The organism is Pseudomonas macauensis (assembly GCF_047902425.1).
Lineage (GTDB): Bacteria > Pseudomonadota > Gammaproteobacteria > Pseudomonadales > Pseudomonadaceae > Pseudomonas.
This window is the reverse complement of record NZ_CP138377.1, coordinates 3,687,453-3,707,558: the sequence shown is the minus strand read 5'-3', so window position 1 is coordinate 3,707,558 and position 20,106 is coordinate 3,687,453. Positions and strand designations below refer to the sequence as shown.

General features: G+C 66.0%; 20 protein-coding genes. 9 read left to right on the top strand and 11 right to left on the bottom strand.

Annotated features, from left to right (window positions below; all coding sequences use genetic code 11):
* Window positions 1–156 precede the first annotated feature (156 nt).
* The gene (locus SD196_RS16955; RefSeq protein ID WP_015477564.1) at window positions 157–366 is read left to right on the top strand and encodes a cold-shock protein; all 210 of its coding nucleotides are present in this window, start codon (window positions 157–159) and stop codon (window positions 364–366) included.
* Between the two features lie 75 nt (window positions 367–441).
* On the opposite strand, the gene SD196_RS16950 is transcribed toward SD196_RS16955, so the two are convergent.
* The 5 genes from SD196_RS16950 to SD196_RS16930 form a co-directional block, all read right to left on the bottom strand.
* Window positions 442–753: a cupin domain-containing protein gene (locus tag SD196_RS16950; protein WP_275611336.1), complete on the bottom strand. Its 312-nt coding sequence runs from the start codon at window positions 751–753 to the stop codon at window positions 442–444.
* 80 nt (window positions 754–833) lie between these two features.
* Window positions 834–1,874, bottom strand: a complete 1,041-nt coding sequence (locus tag SD196_RS16945; RefSeq protein WP_275611337.1) for an alpha/beta fold hydrolase — start codon at window positions 1,872–1,874, stop codon at window positions 834–836.
* 139 nt (window positions 1,875–2,013) lie between these two features.
* Window positions 2,014–2,244 (bottom strand): DUF2798 domain-containing protein, encoded by a 231-nt coding sequence (locus tag SD196_RS16940; RefSeq protein ID WP_275611338.1) that lies wholly within the window; start codon window positions 2,242–2,244, stop codon window positions 2,014–2,016.
* Window positions 2,241–2,831: a flavodoxin family protein gene (locus tag SD196_RS16935; protein ID WP_331318653.1), complete on the bottom strand. Its 591-nt coding sequence runs from the start codon at window positions 2,829–2,831 to the stop codon at window positions 2,241–2,243. The genes SD196_RS16940 and SD196_RS16935 overlap by 4 nt, the downstream gene beginning before the upstream one ends.
* A gap of 226 nt (window positions 2,832–3,057) precedes the next feature.
* On the bottom strand, window positions 3,058–3,918 hold the full coding sequence (locus SD196_RS16930; RefSeq protein WP_331318651.1) for a LysR substrate-binding domain-containing protein: 861 nt from the start codon (window positions 3,916–3,918) through the stop codon (window positions 3,058–3,060).
* Between the two features lie 133 nt (window positions 3,919–4,051).
* Between SD196_RS16930 and SD196_RS16925 the strand changes: the two genes are divergently transcribed.
* From SD196_RS16925 to SD196_RS16910, 4 genes are read left to right on the top strand one after another with little or no spacing between them, the layout of a single operon-like run.
* A complete protein-coding gene (locus SD196_RS16925) occupies window positions 4,052–5,104 on the top strand; it encodes an agmatine deiminase family protein (protein WP_416310443.1) in 1,053 nt (350 codons plus the stop codon).
* Window positions 5,104–6,012: an N-carbamoylputrescine amidase gene (gene aguB / locus SD196_RS16920; protein WP_343573233.1), complete on the top strand. Its 909-nt coding sequence runs from the start codon at window positions 5,104–5,106 to the stop codon at window positions 6,010–6,012. The genes SD196_RS16925 and aguB overlap by 1 nt, the downstream gene beginning before the upstream one ends.
* Before the next feature lie 2 nt (window positions 6,013–6,014).
* Window positions 6,015–7,109: an extracellular solute-binding protein gene (locus SD196_RS16915; protein ID WP_370599639.1), complete on the top strand. Its 1,095-nt coding sequence runs from the start codon at window positions 6,015–6,017 to the stop codon at window positions 7,107–7,109.
* 9 nt (window positions 7,110–7,118) lie between these two features.
* Complete coding sequence (locus SD196_RS16910) at window positions 7,119–8,219, top strand: agmatine deiminase family protein (protein ID WP_416310442.1); 1,101 nt, start codon at window positions 7,119–7,121, stop codon at window positions 8,217–8,219.
* A 412-nt stretch (window positions 8,220–8,631) separates the two neighbouring features.
* Here the strand turns inward: SD196_RS16910 and SD196_RS16905 are convergent, their stop codons facing one another.
* From SD196_RS16905 to SD196_RS16895, 3 genes are all read right to left on the bottom strand, one after another.
* A complete protein-coding gene (locus SD196_RS16905) occupies window positions 8,632–9,390 on the bottom strand; it encodes an NAD-dependent deacylase (protein ID WP_331318646.1) in 759 nt (252 codons plus the stop codon).
* Window positions 9,387–10,910, bottom strand: a complete 1,524-nt coding sequence (locus SD196_RS16900) for a diguanylate cyclase (protein ID WP_416310441.1) — start codon at window positions 10,908–10,910, stop codon at window positions 9,387–9,389. Before SD196_RS16900 ends, SD196_RS16905 begins: the two co-directional genes overlap by 4 nt.
* A 112-nt stretch (window positions 10,911–11,022) precedes the next feature.
* Window positions 11,023–12,216 carry a GGDEF domain-containing protein gene (locus tag SD196_RS16895; RefSeq protein ID WP_416310440.1) on the bottom strand — a complete coding sequence of 398 codons (1,194 nt, stop codon included), beginning with the start codon at window positions 12,214–12,216 and terminating at the stop codon, window positions 11,023–11,025.
* A gap of 201 nt (window positions 12,217–12,417) precedes the next feature.
* On the opposite strand from SD196_RS16895, the gene SD196_RS16890 reads away from it, so the two are divergent.
* Window positions 12,418–13,038: an FMN-binding negative transcriptional regulator gene (locus SD196_RS16890; RefSeq protein WP_275611933.1), complete on the top strand. Its 621-nt coding sequence runs from the start codon at window positions 12,418–12,420 to the stop codon at window positions 13,036–13,038.
* 460 nt (window positions 13,039–13,498) lie between these two features.
* Here the strand turns inward: SD196_RS16890 and SD196_RS16885 are convergent, their stop codons facing one another.
* The 3 genes from SD196_RS16885 to SD196_RS16875 all read right to left on the bottom strand — a co-directional run bounded on the left by SD196_RS16885 (window position 13,499) and on the right by SD196_RS16875 (window position 17,046).
* Window positions 13,499–13,900, bottom strand: a complete 402-nt coding sequence (locus tag SD196_RS16885; protein ID WP_275611346.1) for a hypothetical protein — start codon at window positions 13,898–13,900, stop codon at window positions 13,499–13,501.
* Window positions 13,901–14,037: 137 nt separating this feature from the next.
* Window positions 14,038–16,041 carry a U32 family peptidase gene (locus SD196_RS16880; protein WP_343573241.1) on the bottom strand — a complete coding sequence of 668 codons (2,004 nt, stop codon included), beginning with the start codon at window positions 16,039–16,041 and terminating at the stop codon, window positions 14,038–14,040.
* A 117-nt stretch (window positions 16,042–16,158) separates the two neighbouring features.
* Complete coding sequence (locus tag SD196_RS16875) at window positions 16,159–17,046, bottom strand: alpha/beta hydrolase (RefSeq protein ID WP_343573243.1); 888 nt, start codon at window positions 17,044–17,046, stop codon at window positions 16,159–16,161.
* A gap of 198 nt (window positions 17,047–17,244) precedes the next feature.
* On the opposite strand from SD196_RS16875, the gene SD196_RS16870 reads away from it, so the two are divergent.
* The 3 genes from SD196_RS16870 (at window position 17,245) to SD196_RS16860 (ending at window position 20,071) form a co-directional block, all read left to right on the top strand.
* Window positions 17,245–17,820, top strand: a complete 576-nt coding sequence (locus tag SD196_RS16870) for a CGNR zinc finger domain-containing protein (protein WP_275611349.1) — start codon at window positions 17,245–17,247, stop codon at window positions 17,818–17,820.
* Window positions 17,821–18,171: 351 nt separating this feature from the next.
* A complete protein-coding gene (locus SD196_RS16865; protein WP_343573246.1) occupies window positions 18,172–19,188 on the top strand; it encodes an alpha/beta hydrolase in 1,017 nt (338 codons plus the stop codon).
* A 226-nt stretch (window positions 19,189–19,414) separates the two neighbouring features.
* Window positions 19,415–20,071 carry a hydrolase gene (locus tag SD196_RS16860; RefSeq protein ID WP_275611351.1) on the top strand — a complete coding sequence of 219 codons (657 nt, stop codon included), beginning with the start codon at window positions 19,415–19,417 and terminating at the stop codon, window positions 20,069–20,071.
* Window positions 20,072–20,106 lie beyond the last annotated feature (35 nt).

Genomic DNA, 20,106 nt, shown 5'->3' with positions numbered 1-20,106 from the left:
TGTATTCTGCTCGCGCTGCCTGCCCGGTAAAGCGCCGCGACTTGATGTTCTGTCTACACGATGTTCCATCTCCTCGGCACCTCTTCACTACGCATTCAGCTCATGGTTGGTCGGTATTCGGCTGGCCTTTAGCAATCTATATCTGGAGACAACATCATGTCCGATCGTCAAAACGGCACCGTCAAGTGGTTCAACGCTGAGAAGGGCTTCGGCTTCATCACCCCGGAAAGCGGCCCGGACGTATTCGTTCACTTCCGTCAAATCGAAGGCAACGGCTACAAGTCCCTCGACGAAGGCCAGAAGGTCAGCTTCATCGTGACCGCCGGCCAGAAAGGCCCGCAGGCTGAGCAAGTTCGCGCCGTCTAATCGACGCCACTTGTAGAAAAAGCCCCGCTAATGCGGGGCTTTTTCATTTCTGCGGACAGGCTCCGTCGGGGCGGGTCAGACGCTGCCTTCGCTTTCGATCACCAGAATGCGCGCCTCGCCCTGGGGATGGGCCACATGCTCGGTGCCGATCGAGGCGTAGAAGATATCCCCGCTCTCCAGCATGACCCGATGCTCGCCATCCGCGTCGCGGTAATGCATCTCCACCTGTCCGTCGAGTACCGCAAACACCTCTTCGCCGTCGTTGATGTGCCACTTGTACGGCTGGTCGGTCCAGTGCAGGCGGGTGGTGATTCCGTTCATGTTGGCGATGTCCAGCGCCCCCCAGGGGCGGTTCGCCGTGAAGCGCTTGCTGCGGATGATTTTCAAGGTGTCATGGCTCCATCGGTTGTTTGCCGATGCTACGTGAGTGGACGGCAGGACGGTACACCAGAGCCGATCTCTCGCGGTTACCAGGCCGCCACGTCCAGCACCGCCTTCACGAACGCCTCCGGTGCCTCCTGCGGCAGGTTGTGCCCGATCCCTCCAGTCAATGTCCGGTGTTCGTACTTGCCGGTGAACTTCGCCGCATAGGCCTTGGGTGGCGGGTGGAAGGCGCCGTTGGCGTCACCTTCCAGGGTGATGGTGGGCACGCCGATGGGCGGGGCCTTGGCGAGTTTCTGTTCCAGCTCGTCGTATTGCGGCTCACCTTCGGCCAGGGCCTGGCGCCAGCGGTAGTTGTGCAGGGTGATCGCGACGTGGTCGGGGTTCTCGAAGGCTTTGGCGCTGCGCTCGAAGGTGGCGTCGTCGAAGTTCCACTTCGGTGAGGCCTGTTTCCAGATGAGCCTGGTGAAGTCGTGGGTGTTCTTCGCATAGCCGGCCGCGCCGCGTTCGGTGGCAAAGTAGAACTGGTACCACCAGAGGAATTCGGCTTCCGGCGGCAAGGGCTGCTTGCCGGCCTGCTGGTTGCCGATCAGATAGCCGCTCACGGCCACCAGTGCCTTGCAGCGTTCCGGCCAGAGGGCGGCGATGATGTCGGCGGTGCGCGCGCCCCAATCGAATCCGGCGAGCACGGCCTTGTCGATCTTCAGAGCGTCCATCAGGGCTATGATGTCGCTGGCCACCGCCGCCGGCTGGCCGTTGCGCAGGGTCTTGTCGGAGAGAAAGCGCGTGCTGCCGTAGCCGCGCAGCCAGGGCACTATGACCCGGAAACCTTGGGCCGCCAGCGCCGGGGCAACGTCGACGAAGCTGTAGATGTCGTAGGGCCAGCCGTGGAGCAGGATGACCACTGGCCCGTCCGCCGGGCCGTCCTCGGCGTAGCCGACGCTGAGCAGGCCGGCGTCAATCTGTTTGAGCGCCTTGAATTGGCTATGTCCGCCGGCCTTTGCCGTCGGCACGGTCTTGCTCGGTTCGCTGGCGGCTTGCGCCACGTTGGGCAGTTGCGACGCGGCTAGTGCTACGGCAGCCAGGCGCATCAGGTGGCGGCGGCTGCTATCGAAGTGCTCCGACATGATTATCCCCGGGTTGGAGTGGGCCCGGATAAGCGTAGGCGAGTCGGCGGAACCGGGCGCATTCAGTGGTCCCTGCGCCCGGTGCCGTCCTCTGTCGTTGCGACTGGAGATGATGGGTATCGCTGCGCTCCACGCCATCCTACGGATTGGGCTGAACCAGCTTCTCCACCAGTCGCCGTGTCAGCGGGGCGATGACCAGCACCAGCGGGAAAGCCACGCACCAGCTGGTGAGCCAGGCGCCCAGCCAGAGCCGGCTGAGGTCGGAAACAAGGCCGACGGCACGGAAGGTGGAGAGGCCGGAGACCAGCAGGGTCATCACGCCGGACAGGATCAGCGCGAACAGCAACGGGCTGTAGCGGCGGGCGATCATGCGTGGGCCTCCTGCGTGGCTTCCAGGTGCGGCTGGTGCAGGCGGGCGAGGGTTTCGGCGAAGTGCTGGCCGAACATGCGAGCGGTCTTCAGGTCGCCGGGGGCGAAGTCCTGGGCGGTCTTGTCGGCCTGGGCCATCAGCCCGGACCAGGAGCCGAGGCGGTTGGCGGCCTCGTCATAGGGCACGCCCAGGTGCTGCTCGGGGAGGATCGGATTACCGGCCCAGAGCATGCCGTGCTGCATGCAGAAGGTGAACAGCGAGATCAGCGTGGACTGCTTGTCGCCTGCCGGCAGCGCCGAGACGGTGAAGCCGGCGGCGAGGCGGCCGCGCAGTTTCTGCTGGCGCCAGAGCGGGCCGGTGGCGTCCATCAGGGCCTTCATCGGCGCCGAAACGCCGCCCAGGTAGGTGGGGCAGCCGAGGATCAGGCCGTGATAGGCGAGCAGGGCGTCCGGACACTCGATCAGGTCCTGGGCCTTGAGCAGGTGGACCTCGCAGCCGGGCACGAGGCGGGCGCCGCTGGCGATGGTCTGGGCGATCCGCTCGGTGCGGCCGCTGGCGCTGTGGTAGAGGATGGCGATGGTCTTCATGGTTTCTCCGTGGGCTCACGCAAGGGGAAGGGCGCGTCCGGGGTGCTCGGAGCGGGCTTGGTGTAACCCTACGAGTTCAAGTGAACTTGAGGTCAAGGGGAGAATTGCGGGGGACGTCGAGGTGGGGGAAAGGTCTGATCGTTTGAGATTGGGGCGTGCCCTCACCCTAACCCTCTACCTCTGGGAGAGGGTTAGGGTGAGGGGCTCTTGATCTACCCGCTCAACCTCAAACCAACCCCAACGCCCCCTCCAGCCACGCGCAGAACTGCCCGGCCTGCGTGGTCCGCTCACTCTGCTGGTGCACCAGCAATGACCAGTTCGGCCCGCGCACGGTCTGCTCGCACAGCGGCGTCAGCAGGTCGCTCTTCCGCGCATCGCCCGCCAGCAACTGGCTGACCAGCGCGATACCCAGGCCCTGGCTGGCGGCATCCAGCAGCAAGCCGGGGTCGGAGAAGTTCAGCCCCGCGCTGCGCTGGCCGATGTCGGCGCCGCCCTGTAGTTGCCAATGCGCCCAGTCCATTTCCCGCTCGCCGTGCAGGGTGGTGCGCGCGGTCTGTGGCTGGTCGAGCAGGCGCGGATGGCAGGCGGGGTAGAGGCGGTCTTCCAGCAGCACGCGGAAGCGACACTCGGCCTGGGCCGTGAGGTCGTCGCGCACGGCGATGTCGATGGTCTGGGTGGCCATGTCCGGAGTTTCGCTGGTGGTCAGCAGCCACAGGTCGATCTGCGGATGGCGCGCGTGGAAGTCGCCCAGGCGCGGCACCAGCCAGTGGCGGGCGAAGGCCGGGGTGGTGTTGACCACCAACTGGTTGGGCTTGCGGTACTGGTCCAGGCGACGGATGCCCACGGCCAGTTGTTGCAGCAGCGACTGGGTGGTGCTGAGCAGGTCGAAGCCGGCGTCGGTGAGGGCGACCTTGCGCCCGGAGCGGTAGAACAGCGGTTGCTCGACGAAGCTTTCCAGGCTGCGGATTTGCTGGCTGATGGCGGATTGGGTGAGGTGCAGTTCCTCCGCCGCCTTGTGGAAGCTGCCCAGCCGGGCTGCAGCTTCGAAGCCGCGCAGGGTGTTCAGGGGAGGCCAGTGTTTGAGCATGATCGATAAGTTCTGCTGATCAGATTTACACAAAATCTATCGTTTGTTGTCGCGTATTCACAGGCCTAGGATGGTTTCAGGCGCCGCTGAACCCTTTTCTTCCGATAAAAATTCCTAACCAAAGGCTTTGTATATGCATCTCGACGATATGCAGAACGGCTGGCGCATGCCTGCCGAATGGGTACCTCACGCGGCGACCTGGATGGCGTTTCCGCATAACCGCCCGCTTTGGGAGGGCGGCTGGCGGGTGACCCTGGAGCAGGTGCAGGAAGACTTCGCCCGGGTGGCCAATGCCATCGCCCGTTTCGAGCCGGTGAAGCTGGTGGTCGACCCGTCCGCCGTCGCCCGTGCCACCGAGCTGTGCGGGCCGAACGTGGAACTGGTGCCGCTGCCCATCGATGACAGCTGGTGCCGCGATTCCGGGCCGACCTTCGTCTGCCATCCGCAGCACGGCGTGGCCGGGGTGAGCTGGCGCTTCAACGCCTGGGGCGGCAAGTCGGTGCACACCCTGGACGAGGGTCTGGGCCGCCGCGTGCTCAATCACCTGGGGCTGGACTGCTTCGGCACGCCGCTGGCCAACGAGGGCGGGGCGATCCACGTGGATGGCGAGGGCACGCTGATCACCACCGAGTCGGTGCTGCTCAACCCCAACCGCAACCCCGGTGTGAGCAAGCGCGAGATGGAGGAAATCTTCGCCCGCCTGCTGGGCGTGACCAAGACCATCTGGCTGCCGGGCGACCCGCAGTACGTCACCGGCGACATGACCGACGGCCACGTCGATGGCGTCTGTGCCTTCGCCCGGCCCGGCGTGCTGCTGGTGGATGCTACCCGCGATGTCTCCAGCACCTACGCCGAGGTGGCGCGCGAGAACCGCCGCGCCCTGGAGCTGGCCACCGATGCCAAAGGCCGTTCCTTCGAGCTGATCGAGCTGTTCGAAGCCAGCGCGGCGGTGGACCCGGAAGCGGAAGTCTTCTGCGCCTCCTACACCAACTTCTACCTGGCCAATGGCGCGGTGATCATGCCGGCCTACGGCATCGCCGCCGACGATGAAGCCGCCGCTACCCTGGCCCGCGCCTTCCCCGGCCGCGAGGTGGTGCCGGTGCGCATCAACCACCTGGCCCACGGCGGCGGTGGGGTGCACTGCATCACCCAACAGCAGCCGGCCTGGCCGCTGGAGGGCGTGTGATGAGCAAGCTGAGCGTTGCGGTGCTGCAGTTCTCCTGCAGTTGGGACCTGCCGGCCAACCTCGACGAGGCCGAACGCCGCGTGCGCGAGGCGGCCGCTGCCGGGGCGCGGCTGATCCTGCTGCCTGAGCTGTTCGCCACGCCGTACTTCTGCATCGAGCAGGACCACGACCACCTGGCGCTGGCCCAGCCCTACGAGGACAGCCCGATCCTGCGGCGCTTCGCCAGGCTCGCTGCGGAACTCGAAGTCGTGCTGCCGCTGAGCTGGTTCGAGCGCGCCGGCAACGCCTACTTCAACTCGCTGACCGTGGCCGACGCCGACGGCCGCCTGCTCGGGGTGTACCGCAAGACGCACATCCCTAACGCCATCGGCTACCAGGAGAAGGAGTACTTCAGCCCTGGCGATACCGGTTTCCGTGTCTGGGATACCGCCGTCGGCCGCATCGGCGTGGGCATCTGCTGGGACCAGTGGTTCCCCGAGACGGCGCGCTGCCTGGCGCTGCAAGGTGCGGAGCTGCTGCTGTTCCCCACCGCCATCGGTTCCGAGCCGGGGGCTGCGCATCTGGATTCCCGCGACCACTGGCAGACCGCCCAGCGCGGCCACGCCGCCGCCAACCTGCTGCCGGTGCTGGCGGCCAACCGTATCGGCGAGGAAGTGGCGCCGAGCGATGAACGACTGCGCATGCGCTTCTACGGCTCGTCCTTCATCTCCGACCACAAGGGTGCGCTGGTTGCCGAAGCCGGGCGCAACGAGGCGGCGGTGCTGGTGCGTGAACTGGACCTGGGCCTGGCGCGCGAGGAGCGCCTGACCTGGGGCGTGTTCCGCGACCGTCGCCCGGAAATGTACGGCCCGCTGCTCGGCCTCGACGGCCGGCACCTTCATTCACGCTGGCAAGGCCAGGGAGTCTGACCATGAAATCGATGCTGATCGGCGCGCTGGGCCTGTCCCTGGCCTGCGCCCTGCAACCCGCGGCGGCGGAGGAAAAGGTCCTGCGCCTGTTCAACTGGGCGGATTACTTCGCCCCCGATACCCTGGCCGGCTTTACCCAGGAAACCGGGATCAAGGTGATCTACGACGTGATGGACGGCAGCGAGACGCTGGAGGCCAAGATGATGGCCGGGCACAGCGGCTACGACCTGGTCTTCCCCGGCGACACCGTGGCTGAGCGGCTGATGCGCGCCGGCGCGCTGCAGAAGCTGGACGACAGCAAGCTGGAGCACCTGGGCGACATCGAGCCGGGGCTGCAAAGCCTGCAGACCAAGTATCCGTACTCGCGGCATGCCGTGGTGCCCTACACCTGGGGCAGCATCGGCCTGACCTTCAACCGCGCCAAGATCGACCAGCGCATGGCCGACGCGCCGGTGAACAGCCTCGACCTGCTGTTCAAGCCGGAGCTGGCCAAGCGCTTCGCCGACTGCGGCATCTCGCTGATCGACTCGCCGGACGAGGTGCTCGCCGTGGTGCTCAACTACCTTGGTCGCGATCCGCGCAGCGGCAAGCCCCAGGACCTGGCGGACGCGCTGGCGGTGCTCAACGGTATTCGCCCGTACATCCGCAAGTTCCAGTCGCAGCCGGTCACCCAGCTGGTCAATGGCGACCTGTGCCTGTCGCTGGGCTACAGCGGCGATGTCATCCAGTCGCAGCGCGCCGCCGACGAGGCCGGCAAGAAGGAGCGCTTCGAGTACCGCGTGCCGCGCGAGGGCACCTCGGTGTGGATGGACACCATGGCGATCCCCGTCGACGCGCCGCACCCGGAGTACGCCTACGCACTGATCAACTACCTGATGCGCCCGCAGGTGATGGCGGCAATCAGCAACGCCACCGGCTACCCGACGTCCAACGCCAAGGCGCGGCCGATGGTTGACGCCAGCATGCGCAACAATCCGGACATCTATCTTGATGAGAAGGCCTATGCGCGGCTGTTCCCCGGCAAGGACATCCCGCAGCGCGACATGCGTGCGCGGATGCGTACCTGGACAAGCTTCAAGACCGGCACCGGCAGCTAAGGAGAGAACATGTTGACTCGCAGGAACCTGCTTGGCGCCGGCATGACGCTGGCAACGGGGCTCGGCTTGGGGCTGGGGCGCGTCGCCCTGGCCACGGAGCGCTGGTACATGCCCGACGAGCACCGCAAGCAGGAGCGGGTGTTCGTTGCCTACGCCGCGAGTGCCGATGTCTGGGAGGACTTCGCACCCGCGGTGAACGCCACGGTGGCGCGGCTGGCCCGCGCCATTGCCGAGTTCCAGCCGGTGACGGTGCTGTGCCGGCCGGCGCTGCTGGCCGAGGCGAAGCGCGCGTGCGCGGCGGAGGGCGTCGATTTCATGGCCATGCCGCTGGATGACATCTGGGTTCGTGACTACGGCGGCTGCTACCTGGTGAACGACGCCGGTGGGCTGGCCCTGGCCGACTTCAACTTCAACGGCTGGGGCGGCAAGCAGCACGCCCAGCGCGACGGCGAAGTGGCGGCGACCCTGGCCGAGGAGCTGGAAGCGCGGCATATCGTCAGCGCGCTGTGTGGCGAGGGCGGCGGCATCGAGGTGGACGGCCATGGCACGGCCATCCTCACCGAGAGCTGCTGGGTCAACGACAACCGCAATCCCGGCTGGACGCGTCCGCGCATCGAGGCGGAGCTGAAGCAACGCCTGGGGCTGCGCAAGATCATCTGGCTGCCGGGCATCCGCGGCAAGGACATCACCGACGCCCACGTGGACTTCTATGCGCGCTTCGTCGAGCCGGGCGTGGTGGTGGTCAACCTGGACAACGACCCGCAGTCCTACGACTACGCGGTGACCCGTCGCCACCTGGACATTCTCAAGGGCGCCACCGACGCCGATGGCCGGCCGCTGAAGCTGCACAGCCTGCCGCCGCCGACCAGGCCCAAGCCCAGTCAGTACAACCGCGACAACCCGGACTTCGCCGCCGGTTACATCAACTACCTACCGGTGAACGGCGGGGTGATCGCGCCGAAGTTCGGCGATGCGGCGGCGGATGAGCATTGTCATGCGCTGCTCGGCGAGCTGTACCCGGATCGCGAGATCGTACAACTGGATATCGACCCTATCGCCGCTGGTGGGGGTGGCATCCATTGTGTGACGTCGCATTTGCCGGCGGTGTAGTGCCTGTTCGCGGGCTTGCTCCTATGAAGTGCGCATTGACCTGGACCTGTAGGAGCGAGCTTGCTCGCGAACCTGTTCCTGCGCCGGCCTTGCCGGCGGATCGCGGACAAGGTCCGCTCCTGCGAGGGCCGCCCCGCGTTCCGCTTCAATGACTGGCCCAGGTGCTTGGAACGTAGGGCGTATAACGTTCGACGTTATACGCCGTTTGACCTGGGTTTCCGGTTGCACGAACTTCAATCGGGACATCTTGTATCGAGCGCTTCGAGCTCAACCAATGTGCCAACTGAGGATCCTGGTGAATCGGCGTACAACCGCGAACGGTTGTACGCCCTACGAATACGCAGACAGTCGCTCCTACGAAGAGCACGCCGGCGTGAAGCGGTAGGCGCGATCTCCATTCAGCGCCCCGGCTCTAGCCGAACGCTGCTTCTACCAGTGCCGGCAGGACGACACCCGCCGCGCTGGCGAGGGCGAAGTCGCGTTCGCCGTGCGACGGTCCTGGCGTGGGGTTGATGTGCAGCACGGTGGCGCCGGCGCGCCAGGCGGCCTGCGGGATTTCCGCCGCCGGGTAGACCACGCCGGAAGTGCCCACCGAGATCAGCAGGTCGCAACTCTCCGCGGCTTCGAACGCGTGGTTCATGGCATTCATCGGCAGGCTTTCGCCGAACCACACCACGCCAGGGCGCAGCGGCCCACCGCAATGGACACAGGCCGGCGGAGTGACGTGGCGGCCGGCCTCTGGCTCGTCGGGGACCGGCAGCGGCGCTTCCGGTTCGCGCTGGCAGGTGAAGCAGCGCGGGCGTTCGAGCTGGCCATGGAGGTGGATGACCGATGGGCTGCCGGCGCGCTCGTGGAGGTCGTCGACGTTCTGGGTCACCAGGGTCAGTTGCGGCACCTTGCCGGCCAGCGCGGCGATGGCCAGGTGCGCGGGATTGGGTTGTGCACGATGGACGAGGCTGCGGCGCCACTGGTACCAGCCCCAGACCAGCGCCGGGTCGGCGCGGAAGGCTTCGGCAGTGGCCAGCCGGGAGGCTTCGAAGCGTGCCCAGAGACCGGTCAGCGCATCGCGGAAGGTAGGGATGCCGCTTTCGGCGGAAACCCCGGCGCCCGTGAAGACCACCACATGGCGGGCGTTGCGCAGGGCGTCGAGCAGGGCGGGGGCGAAGGTCATTGCGCTGCTCCGGGGAGGTCGGGTGCGCAATCCAGGCGGTTGCGGCCAGCGGCCTTGGCCCGGTAAAGGGCTTGGTCGGCCGCGCTGATCAGGTCGGCGACGGAGGCGTCCGCGCCGGCGGGCAGGGCGGCGATGCCGATGCTGGCGGTCACCCGGCCGAGCGGGCTGCCAACGTGGGTCAGGTTGCTCTGCCAGAGGTTTTGCAGGATCTGTTCGGCCACCGCCTGCGCTCCGGCGCTGTCGGTGTTGGGCAGGATCACCGCGAGCTCTTCGCCGCCGTAGCGCGCCGTCAGGTCGCCGGGGCGCCTTACGTTATCGGCCAGCAGTTGGCCGACGCTGCGCAGACAGTCGTCGCCGGCGGGGTGGCCGTAGGTGTCGTTGAAGCGCTTGAAGTAGTCGACGTCGATCAGCAGCAGGGCCAGCGGGGTCCGCTCGCGCTGGGCACGGCGCAGTTCGGCGGCGAGGCGGTCGTCGAAGCTGCGGCGGTTCTGCAGGCCGGTGAGCGGGTCGCGGGAGGCCAGCACTTCGAGCTGGCGGTTGGCCTTGAGCAGTTCTTCGCGGGCGGCCACCAGCAGGGCTTCGGTGCCGATGCGGCGCTTGATCGCGAGGATCATCAGGCAGCCGATGATCACGATCACCAGCAGCAGGCCGAAGGCGATGCCTATCGTGCGCAGGGCATCGGCGCGCCAGGAGGCCAGGGCTTCGTCCTTGCCCAGGGCGACGGTGGTCACCAGGGGGTAGCGCTCGTTCTTGCGGAAGGCGTAGATGCGTTCGATGCCGTCCAGCGAGGAGTTGAAGGAGGCAGTGCCGACCTGGGCGTGGTCCAGGTAGCCGCTGAAGATCGGCGAGTGCGACAGCACACGGCCCATGTCGCCCTGGCGGAACGGGTAGCGCACCAGTACCTGGCCGTTGACGGTGGTGACGCCGATGGCGCCGTGGCGGCCGATGTCGATCTTGCCGAACAGCTGGAGGAAATTCTCCACGCCAAGGGTGACGGAGATGACGCCGGCGAAGCTGCCGTCTGGATGGTTGTAGCGGCGGCTGACGGTGATCACCCACTTGCCGGTGGAGCGGCTGCGGATCGGTTCGCCGATGTAGGCGTCGGTCGAAGGGTTGTCGCGATGGTGAATGAAGAAGGAGCGGTCGGAGCTGGTGGCGTCGGGCGGAATTTGACCATTGGAGGTCATCAGCCAGTGGCCGTGGGCGTCGTAGACGACGATGCTGTCGAGTTGGCTGAGCAGGGATTGCTGGTGCTGCGCCAATAGGCGCAGGCGCTCCAGTTGCGCGGGGCCGGTGCCGTCGGCTTCCAGGCGCTCGGCGACGCCCAGGAGCAGCATGGAACTCTGGGTGATGATGCCTTCGACGTAGGTGTCCAGCGCCTGGGTCAGGTTCAGGTTGTGGGTGTAGGCCTTGGCGAGGGTGCGCTCGCGGGCGGCCCACAGCTCCCAGGCGGTGGCCGCCGCCACGGTCAGGCTGATGATCGACAGCAGAAGTACGGCAAGGCGGATGTCGCGCTTCACACGGGCCTCGTTGAGTTGGTATGGGGGCGTCCGCCACCCGGCGCTGGGTGCAGGGTCCGCCTGCCAGCCGATCGAGGGACGCCGGCCGGGTTCGTCGGGTCGATTACCTTCGTCAGTCCGTCGGCGGACTACCGAGTTGCACGCGGTTGCGTCCGTCCTGCTTGGCGCAGTAAAGGCGCTGGTCGCATCGCGCGAGCAGGTCGAGCGGTTGGTTCAGGCCCTCCTCATTGGCCATCGCTGCCCCGAGGCTGATGGTCAGGTGCCGCAGGGCGTCGGGTCGGTGCAGGTGTTCGATGTTCAGGCTGGCCACCTGCTCGCGCAGGCGTTCGGCTACGCGGCGCAGGTCGTCGACGCTGCCGGTTTCGAGCAGTACGACAAACTCCTCACCGCCATAACGATAGACCCTGGCACGCCCCCCGCGCAGGCTGCCGACCAGGGATTCGGCCACACGACACAGGCAGCGGTCGCCGGTCTGGTGGCCGAAATGGTCGTTGTAGGGCTTGAAGTAGTCAATATCCACCAGCAACAGGGCGAAGGGGCGGCCGTGGGCGTGCATGCCCTCCCAGCTGGCCTTGAGCTGGGCGTCCAGGGCGCGGCGGTTGCCGACACCGGTCAGTGCGTCGGTGCTGGCCAGTTCCTGCAGGCGCAGGTTGAGCGAGGCCAGTTCGGAGCGTTGGCGGCGTTCTTCCTGGTCGGCGAGGAAGGCCTGTCGCACGCCCCGGATATTGGTCCAGCTGATGAACAGGCTGAACAGCGCCACCGGCAGGTAGACCAGGGTGAAGGTCAGCACTGGTTTGGCGGCGCCGTCGTGGATCAGCCAGACGTTGTAGAGGATGATCGCCGAGATGATTGCGGAGATCAGCGCAATGCCCTTGAACGAATAGCGCACCCCCAGGTTGCCGAGCAGGATGAAGACCACCGAGGCATAGAGGAAGAAGGGGACGTCGGGCGAGGCGCTGCGCTTGAGGAGCTCGAACCAGGCGACGGTGGAAATGATGTCGTGCACCGGCATCAGCAGGTCCATCGCCAGCACGCTGCGGCTGAAGCGGAACACCAGGAAGATGTTGAGCAGGCCGATCAGGCTCAGGCCGGCGCGCAGCAGCAGCGATTCCTTTGCCATGTCCGGGATCAGCAGGGCATCGGCCAGCACGTAGGAATCGTAGGCCGCCATGGCAATTAAGTTGATCGCCAGCAGGAAGCGCCGGTAATGCCGGACCACATAGGCCTTGTAGGCGACACGCAGGCTGGGCGGCATCTTGCCCTGGGACTGCCGGGAAGGCTCGGCGGGAAACTCGGGTACGGTCATCGGGGGAGCCTGTGTCTGCCGTCCTGGGCGAATGCTGGCTAATGGCTAGAGTAGGGGGCGGCACGACTGCCGTCCAGCGCATCCGCGCAGGGAAGGGCGGTGGTGCGGATGAATTGGATCTGTTATCTGGCTTGTTAATGGATCTTTATGGGGTGCCAATGCAGCGGCATGATGGCGGCATTCCCTGATTTCGAGGCGATCATGTACGTACCCGCGCACTTTGAGGAAAACCGACCTGACGAGCTGCATCGGCTGATCCGCGAGCATCCTTTGGGCATTCTGGTGACCGGCCATGCCGGCGTGCTGGACGCCAATCACCTGCCTTTCGAGCTGGAACTGGCGGGTGATACGCCGCTGCTGCGGGCCCACGTCGCGCGCAACAACCCGGTATGGCGGGAGGCTGATGGCGACGAGGTGCTGGTGATCTTCCGGGGCGACCACGCCTACGTCTCGCCCAACTGGTACCCGAGCAAGCACGAGGAGCACCGCCAGGTGCCGACCTGGAACTACCAGGTGGTGCATGTGCGCGGCCGGCTGAAGGTGATGGACGAGGAGCGCTTCGTGCGCGGCGTGGTCGGGCGCCTGACCCGCACCCATGAGGCGGGCGAGGAGCGGCCGTGGAAGATGAGCGACTCCACGCCGGAATTCATCAGCGGGATGCTGGCGAACATCGTCGGCATCGAGGTGGAGATCAGCGAGATCGTCGGCAAGTCCAAGCTCAGCCAGAACAAGGAGGATCGGGACCGGCTGGGGGCGGCTGGGGAGTTGGAGCAGCGCGGCGTTGGCGAGCTGGCCGGGGCGATGAGGGCGGCGAAGGAGTAGCGTTGCCTGTTTTTGTGGCCGGCCTGGCGGTCGGATCGCGGATAAGATCCGCTCCTACGAGATGCATCTGCGCTCGGGTTGGCCCTCACCCTAACCCTCTCCCAGGGGGAGAGGGGACCGTCGGTGCAGGATGAAACTACTCTGTCAGCCGGCACGATCTGGCCCCCTCTCCCTGAGGGAGAGGGCTGGGGTGAGGGGGAAAGCCCTGGCACAGATTCAGCCGGGACAGGACAGTTGCTCCTACGAGAGCCTGACCGGGGACGTAGGGCGTATAACGTTCGACGTTATACGCCGTTTGACCTTGGTTTCCGGCGGCACGGACTTCGACCAGGCACCTGTGACCCGGCGCTTCGAGCTCGCCCCAATTCGCGAACCGGCGACCATCGCATATCGGCGTACAACCGCGAACGGTTGTACGCCCTACGTGGTGGGTTCGGCGCGAGGGGATTGGGGATTGGATTCAGAGCCCGCCCAACAGGTCGTGGGAATCCAGCAGGCGCCAGGCGATTTCCGGGTTCTTCTCCATGCTCCGGCGGATCGCGGCGGGGATGGCCTGGCGGGTCTTGCGGCAGAGGCCGGGCTGGTCGTCGAAGTCGAATTCGATGCCGCGCATGGTGCGCACTTCGTTGAAGCCGGGGGCGATGTGCAGGCGGATGCCGAGCTGCTCAAAGAGCTTGTGCTGCATGCGCTGCAGGTCGGCCAGGTCCTTCAGGTTTTCCAGGCGTTCGAGCAGGCGCTGCTCCTCGTGCCGGGTCAGCAGCAGGATGCGCAGGTCAGCATTGGGACTCTCCAGCAGCCGCTCGCGGTGGCAGTCGCAGGCACCGGGCGGGCATTGCTGGCGGAGCGGAGGCGTGGAAGTCATGTTCCCGATCATAGCGGGGGATCGGGGAAATGCGCAGGGGTGTTGCTCTTCGTAGGAGCGAGCTTGCTCGCGAACCGCCTAACACCGAATCGACGGCGAAGAGCATTCGCGAGCAAGCTCGCTCCTACAAAAGAACCTTAGTGCGCCGGCTTGCGAATGGTCTTGAGCAGGTCTTCCGGGCTGATCTGGCCGACGATGTTGCTCACGCCGTCGCTGCCCGGCGTCGGCAAGCCGAGAATGTGGCCCTTGATCTTGCCGATCACGTGCATCTCGCACGGCTTGCAGTCGAACTTCAGGGTCAGCACTTCGTCGCCGTGGATCAGTTGCATCGGCTGCACCTTGGTGCGTACGCCGGTGACGCCCTTGGCTTGTTTCGGGCACAGGTTGAAGGAGAAGCGCAGGCAGTGCTTGGTGATCATCACTGGCACTTCGCCGGTTTCCTCGTGGGCCTCGAAGGCGGCGTCGATCAGTTGCACGCCGTGGCGGTGGTAGAAGTCGCGGGCCTTCTGGTTGTACACGTTGTACAGGAAGGACAGGTGCGACTCCGGGTACACCGGCGGCGGGTTGGTTTCGGCCTTGCGGCCGCCGCGCGGGTGGGCCTGCACGCGGGCTTCGGTGAGCGCCTCGATGGCCTCGCGGCGCAACGCCTTGAGCTGGGAGTTGGGGATGAAGAACGCCTGCGGGGCGTCCAGCTCGATCTTGTCGGCGTGGTACTGGGTGGTGCCCAGCTGGCCGAGCAGGTCGTGCAACTGATCCAGCGCCTGTTCCGGCTTGTTGGCGACGCCGAACGGGCCGTCCAGGGCGACGCTGGCGGTGACGCCTTCCTCGCTGGTGGCGGTCAGTTCCAGGCGTTCCTCGCGCAGCTTGGCGACCCACGACAGGCCGACGCGACGCTCGGCGGAGGTCTTCTGCAGCGCCTGCTGCCAGTTGTGGTCGAGGTTGCGCGACAGCGGATGGTTCGGGCGCAGGCGGTACAGGCCTTCCGGCATCTCGTTGGGCTCGACGCGGTAGCGGTAGCGCTTCTCGCCGTCTTCTTCGAATTCGCCCTTGGGTTCTGCGATGTTGGCGCGGAAGCCGACCACTTCGCGCTTGACCAGCACGTTGAGGCCGTCGCCGTTGGACAGCGGCTCCTGGGTGGCGACGATCAGGTCGCGCTTGCCGACTTTCTCCACCACGCCCACCGGCAGGCCGGTGAAGGTCGGCGAGTCGAAGGCGCCGATGTCGATCTTGCGCTCGCTGACGAAGTAGTCGGTGCTGCCGCGGTGGAAGGTCTTGTCCGGATCGGGCACGAAGAAGTGGTCGGTGCGGCCGCTGGAGGCGCGGGCCAGGTCCGGGCGCTCGGCGAGGATGCCGTCCAGGCGCTGGCGGTAATAGGCGGTGATGTTCTTCACGTAGCCCATGTCCTTGTAGCGCCCTTCGATCTTGAAGGAGCGTACGCCGGCGTCCACCAGGGCGCTGAGGTTGGCGCTCTGGTTGTTGTCCTTCATCGATAGCAGGTGCTTCTCGAAAGCCACCACGCGGCCCTGGTCGTCCTTCAGGGTGTAGGGCAGGCGGCAGGCCTGGGAGCAGTCGCCGCGGTTGGCGCTGCGGCCGGTCTGGGCGTGGGAGATGTTGCACTGGCCGGAGAAGGCCACGCACAGCGCGCCGTGGATGAAGAACTCGATGGCCGCGTCGGTTTCATCCGCGATGGCGCGGATTTCCTGCAAGTTCAGCTCACGGGCCAATACCAGCTGGGAGAAGCCGGCCCGATCGAGGAATTTCGCCCGCTCCAGGGTGCGGATGTCGGTCTGGGTGCTGGCGTGCAGCTCGATCGGCGGGATGTCCAGCTCCATGATCCCCATGTCCTGCACGATCAGCGCATCGACACCGGCGTCGTAGAGCTGGTGGATCAGCGCGCGGGCCGGTTCCAGCTCGTTGTCGTGGAGGATGGTGTTGATCGTGGTGAACACCCGCGCGTGGTAGCGGTGGGCGAACTCCACCAGCTGGGCGATATCGCTCACTTCGTTGCAGGCGTTGTGCCGCGCGCCGAAGCTCGGGCCACCGATGTAGACGGCATCGGCGCCATGCAGGATGGCCTCGCGGGCGATGGCCACATCGCGGGCGGGGCTGAGCAGTTCCAGATGGTGTTTGGGCAGGGACATGGTTTCTTCTTTATCAGGCGTGGCACGGGCAATCGCGCATTGTACCGGCCAAACGCCGCGCCGGCACCCGTGGCGTGCCGGGCGGCGTGGCGGTTGGTCGCCTGAAGGGCTGGGCACCTAGCTCAGGGCGCTGCCGATCACCTCATGGATGCGCTTGGCGATGTGGTCGACGTGGGTTTCCAGGGCGAAGTGGCCAGTATCCAGCAACTCGATCACCGCGTTGGGGTTGTCGCGGGCGAAGGCTTCGGCGCCCGGCGGGATGAAGATCGGGTCGTGCTTGCCCCAGATGATCAGCGACGGCAGTTGGGTGGCGCGGAAGAACGCCTGGAAGTCGGGGTACAGCTTCAGGTTGTCCTGGTAGTCGTAGAACAGGTCGAGCTGGATGTCCTTGTTGCCCGGACGCTCGATCAGCAGGGCGTCGAGGGTGTAGGTCTCAGGGGCGATCAGGCTCGGGTCCGAGGCGCCTTCTACGTAGTGCAGACGAACGCCTTCGCGGGTCAGCAGGGCGTCGTGCACCACCTGGCGGTTGGCGGCGGATGGATCAGCCCAATAGGTGCGGATCGGCGCCCAGACATCGCCCAGGCCTTCCAGGTAGGCATTGCCGTTCTGCGAGATCAGCGCGGTGACCCGTTCCGGGTGCGCCAGCGCCAGGCGCAGGCCGGTGGGGGCGCCGTAGTCGAAGACATACAGGGCGTAGCGCTCCAGGCCCAGGGCATCGACGAAGGCGCCGAGAGTGGTGGCGAGGTTGGCGAAGCTGTAGCGGTAGTTGCGTTCGGCCGGCACTTCGGTGAAGCCGAAGCCGGGCAGGTCGGGGGCGATGACGTGTAAGCGCTCGGCCAGCAGCGGAATCAGGTTGCGGAACTGGTGCGAGGAACTGGGGAAGCCGTGGAGCAGCAGGAGCACGGGCGAGCCTGGCTGGCCGGCCTCGCGATAGAACACGCGGACGCCGTCGGCATCGGCGAAGCGGTAATGGATGGCGGAGTCGGTGTGGGCGATGGCGTTCATGTCGAGATCCTTCTGTAACTGGTTAAGAGTTGTTTATGGGTTACTTCGAGGGCAAATCTGGACTCACCTTTGTAACCTGTCAAATATATTTATATTGGTTACATGTTCGGGCGGACGAACGGTCGTTCTGATGTGATGTAACTTGATAAATGGATATGAAGGGTTACGATGGGTGCATTCCCGCCAGGAGCTACCGCCATGAGCGCACCGACCCTCGAACCCTTCGTGATCGCCGATCACCCCGCGCTGGACATGATCAACACCGTGGCGGTGGTGGACGGGCAGTTGGTGGATTTCTGGCAGTCCGACGCCGACGTACTGGCCTGGCTCGAACGCATGGCGCTCAGGCGCGATGGCGCCGTCCGGTTTGCCAAGGGCGCCTTGCTGGACGCTGCCCGAACCTTGCGCGAGGCGGTGCGCGAATTGGTGCTCAAGCGCAAGGGCGGGCTGCGCGGCGACCCTTCGGCGCTCAACCACTTCCTGCTGCAGGCGTCCAGCCATCCGCGGCTGGTCTGGGAAGGAGTCGACGCGCCGCGCCTGGAACGGGTTGGCGAGCACGCATCGCCGGAGCAACTGCTCGCGCCCCTGTCGGAACTGGCCGCCAGCCTGCTGGCGGAAGGGGACTTCAACCTGGTGCGCAAGTGCGAGCATCCCGATTGCGTGCTGTGGTTCTACGACCGCACCAAGTCGCACCGCCGGCGCTGGTGCAGCATGGCGGCGTGCGGCAACCGACATAAGGTTGCCGAGCACCGCAAGCGGCAGCGCGGGGAGTAGGGCGTACAACCGTTCGTGGTTGTACGCCGATGCGCCCTGCGTCACTCGGTGGCCGTAGTCACACGGAGAGTGATGTGGGCGTGTCGTCGTCCGGGGGAGGTTCCCCGGTGCATTCCGCTTTGTAGGAGCGAGCTTGCTCGCGAACGCATTGCGCCGGGCGAGCCGGCGTAAGGCGAGGGTCCGTGAGCAAGGACTGGGCGTCCCCCTCAATCCTGCGAAAAGCCTCTGTCACCCCCCTTTGCAAAACTGCAAAACGTCCCTGCAAACCTGTCTATTCCGCGTTTCCCGAGCCTGGCCGAAGATGCACTCGCACTTCGGAACCACCCACTCCCACTGCTCAGGAACGGAATCATGACCACCCAGAAAACCCTGCTCGCCGCAGCCCTCGCACTGACCCTCGGCAACGCCTTCGCCGCCGGCAATCCCACCGTCGAACACAACACCCAGGCCTTCCTCGAGGCGCTGGAAGCCGGCAACGGCAAACCACTGGAAACCCTCTCGCCGAAAGACGCCCGTGCGGTGCTGACCGGCGCGCAGCAGTCGGTGAAGGTCGACCTCTCCGGCACCCAGGTCAGCGAGAAGACCATCAGCACCGAGGTCGGCGCGATCAAGCTGACCATCGTTCGCCCGGCCAATGCCAAGGGCACGCTGCCGGTCTTCATGTACTTCCATGGCGGCGGCTGGGTACTGGGCGACTACCCGACCCACGCCCGCCTGATCCACGACCTGGTGCTGAACTCCGGCGCGGCGGCGGTCTACGTCGACTACACGCCGTCCCCCGAGGCGCATTACCCGACCGCGATCAACCAGGCTTACGCCGCGACGAAATGGGTTGCCGAGCACGGCAAGGAAATCGGCGTCGACGGCAAGCGCCTGGCGGTGGCCGGCAACAGCGTCGGCGGCAACATGGCCGCGGTGGTCGCGCTGATGGCCAAGGACAAGGGCACGCCCAAGCTGCGTTTCCAGGCCCTGTTGTGGCCGGTGACCGATGCCAGTTTCGAGACCGGCTCCTACAACCAGTTCGCCCAGGGACACTTCCTCACCAAGCCGATGATGCAGTGGTTCTGGGACAACTACACCACCGATCCGAAGCAGCGCGCCGAGATCTACGCGTCGCCCCTGCGGGCCACCCGGGATCAGCTCAAGGGCCTGCCGCCGGCGCTGGTCCAGACCGCCGAATCCGATGTGCTGCGCGACGAGGGCGAGGCCTATGCCCGCAAGCTCGATGCCGCCGGCGTGGCGGTCACCTCGGTGCGCTACAACGGAATGATCCACGACTACGGGCTGCTCAACGTGGTCAGCCAGGTCCCCGCCGTGCAGGCCGCCCTGCGCCAGGCCGGCGAAGAACTGAAGGTGCACCTGAAATAGGGCCGCAAGGCCGTTCCGCAACTCCGCTCCGGTGCCGCGCAGACCAGGCGTGGCGCAGCCTGGAGAGGGTCTTGCAGAACTGCAAAGTAGCCCTGCAAGGCTGTCTGTTCCGCACCTTCGGGTGATCGGCAAAGATGGCTCCACGGTTCGGTACCACCCTCGAATCCGCCGGACCCGATCGATACCAAGACCCACCCCACTCACGCAACGCAGAAGGAAACACGTCATGACCGCAATCGCCAAAGCCGCTCCGGGCAAGACCCTGCTGAACCCGGCCGACCACACTCTGATCATGATCGACCACCAGTCGCAGATGTCCTTCGCGACCAAATCCATCGACGCGGTGACCCTGCGCAACAACGCGGCGCTGGTGGCCAAGGCGGCGAAGGAATTCGGCGTCTCCACCATCCTCACCACCGTTGCCGAGAAGAGCTTCTCCGGCCCGATCTTCGACGAGATCAAGTCGGTGTTCCCCGAGCACAACGTCATCGACCGCACCAGCATGAACACCTGGGAAGATCCGCGCATCGCCGTCGAGGTGAACAAGCACGGCAAGCAGAAGATCGTCCTCGCCGGCCTCTGGACCTCGGTGTGCATCGTCGGCCCGGCGCTCTCGGCCATCGACCAGGGCTTCGAGGTGTACGTGATCGCCGACGCCTGTGGCGACGTGTCCACCGAGGCTCACGAGATGGCCCTGCAGCGCATGATCCAGCTCGGCGCCCGCCCCATGACGTCCCTGCAATACCTGCTCGAACTGCAACGCGACTGGGCCCGTGGCGAGACCTACGACCAGACCGTGAAGACCTCCATCGAGCATGGCGGCGCCTACGGCCTGGGCCTGATCTACGCGAAGACCATGTTCAACGCCAGCGAAGGTCACTGATCCGGCCTTTGGCAATGCGCCCTCCCTCGCGCCGG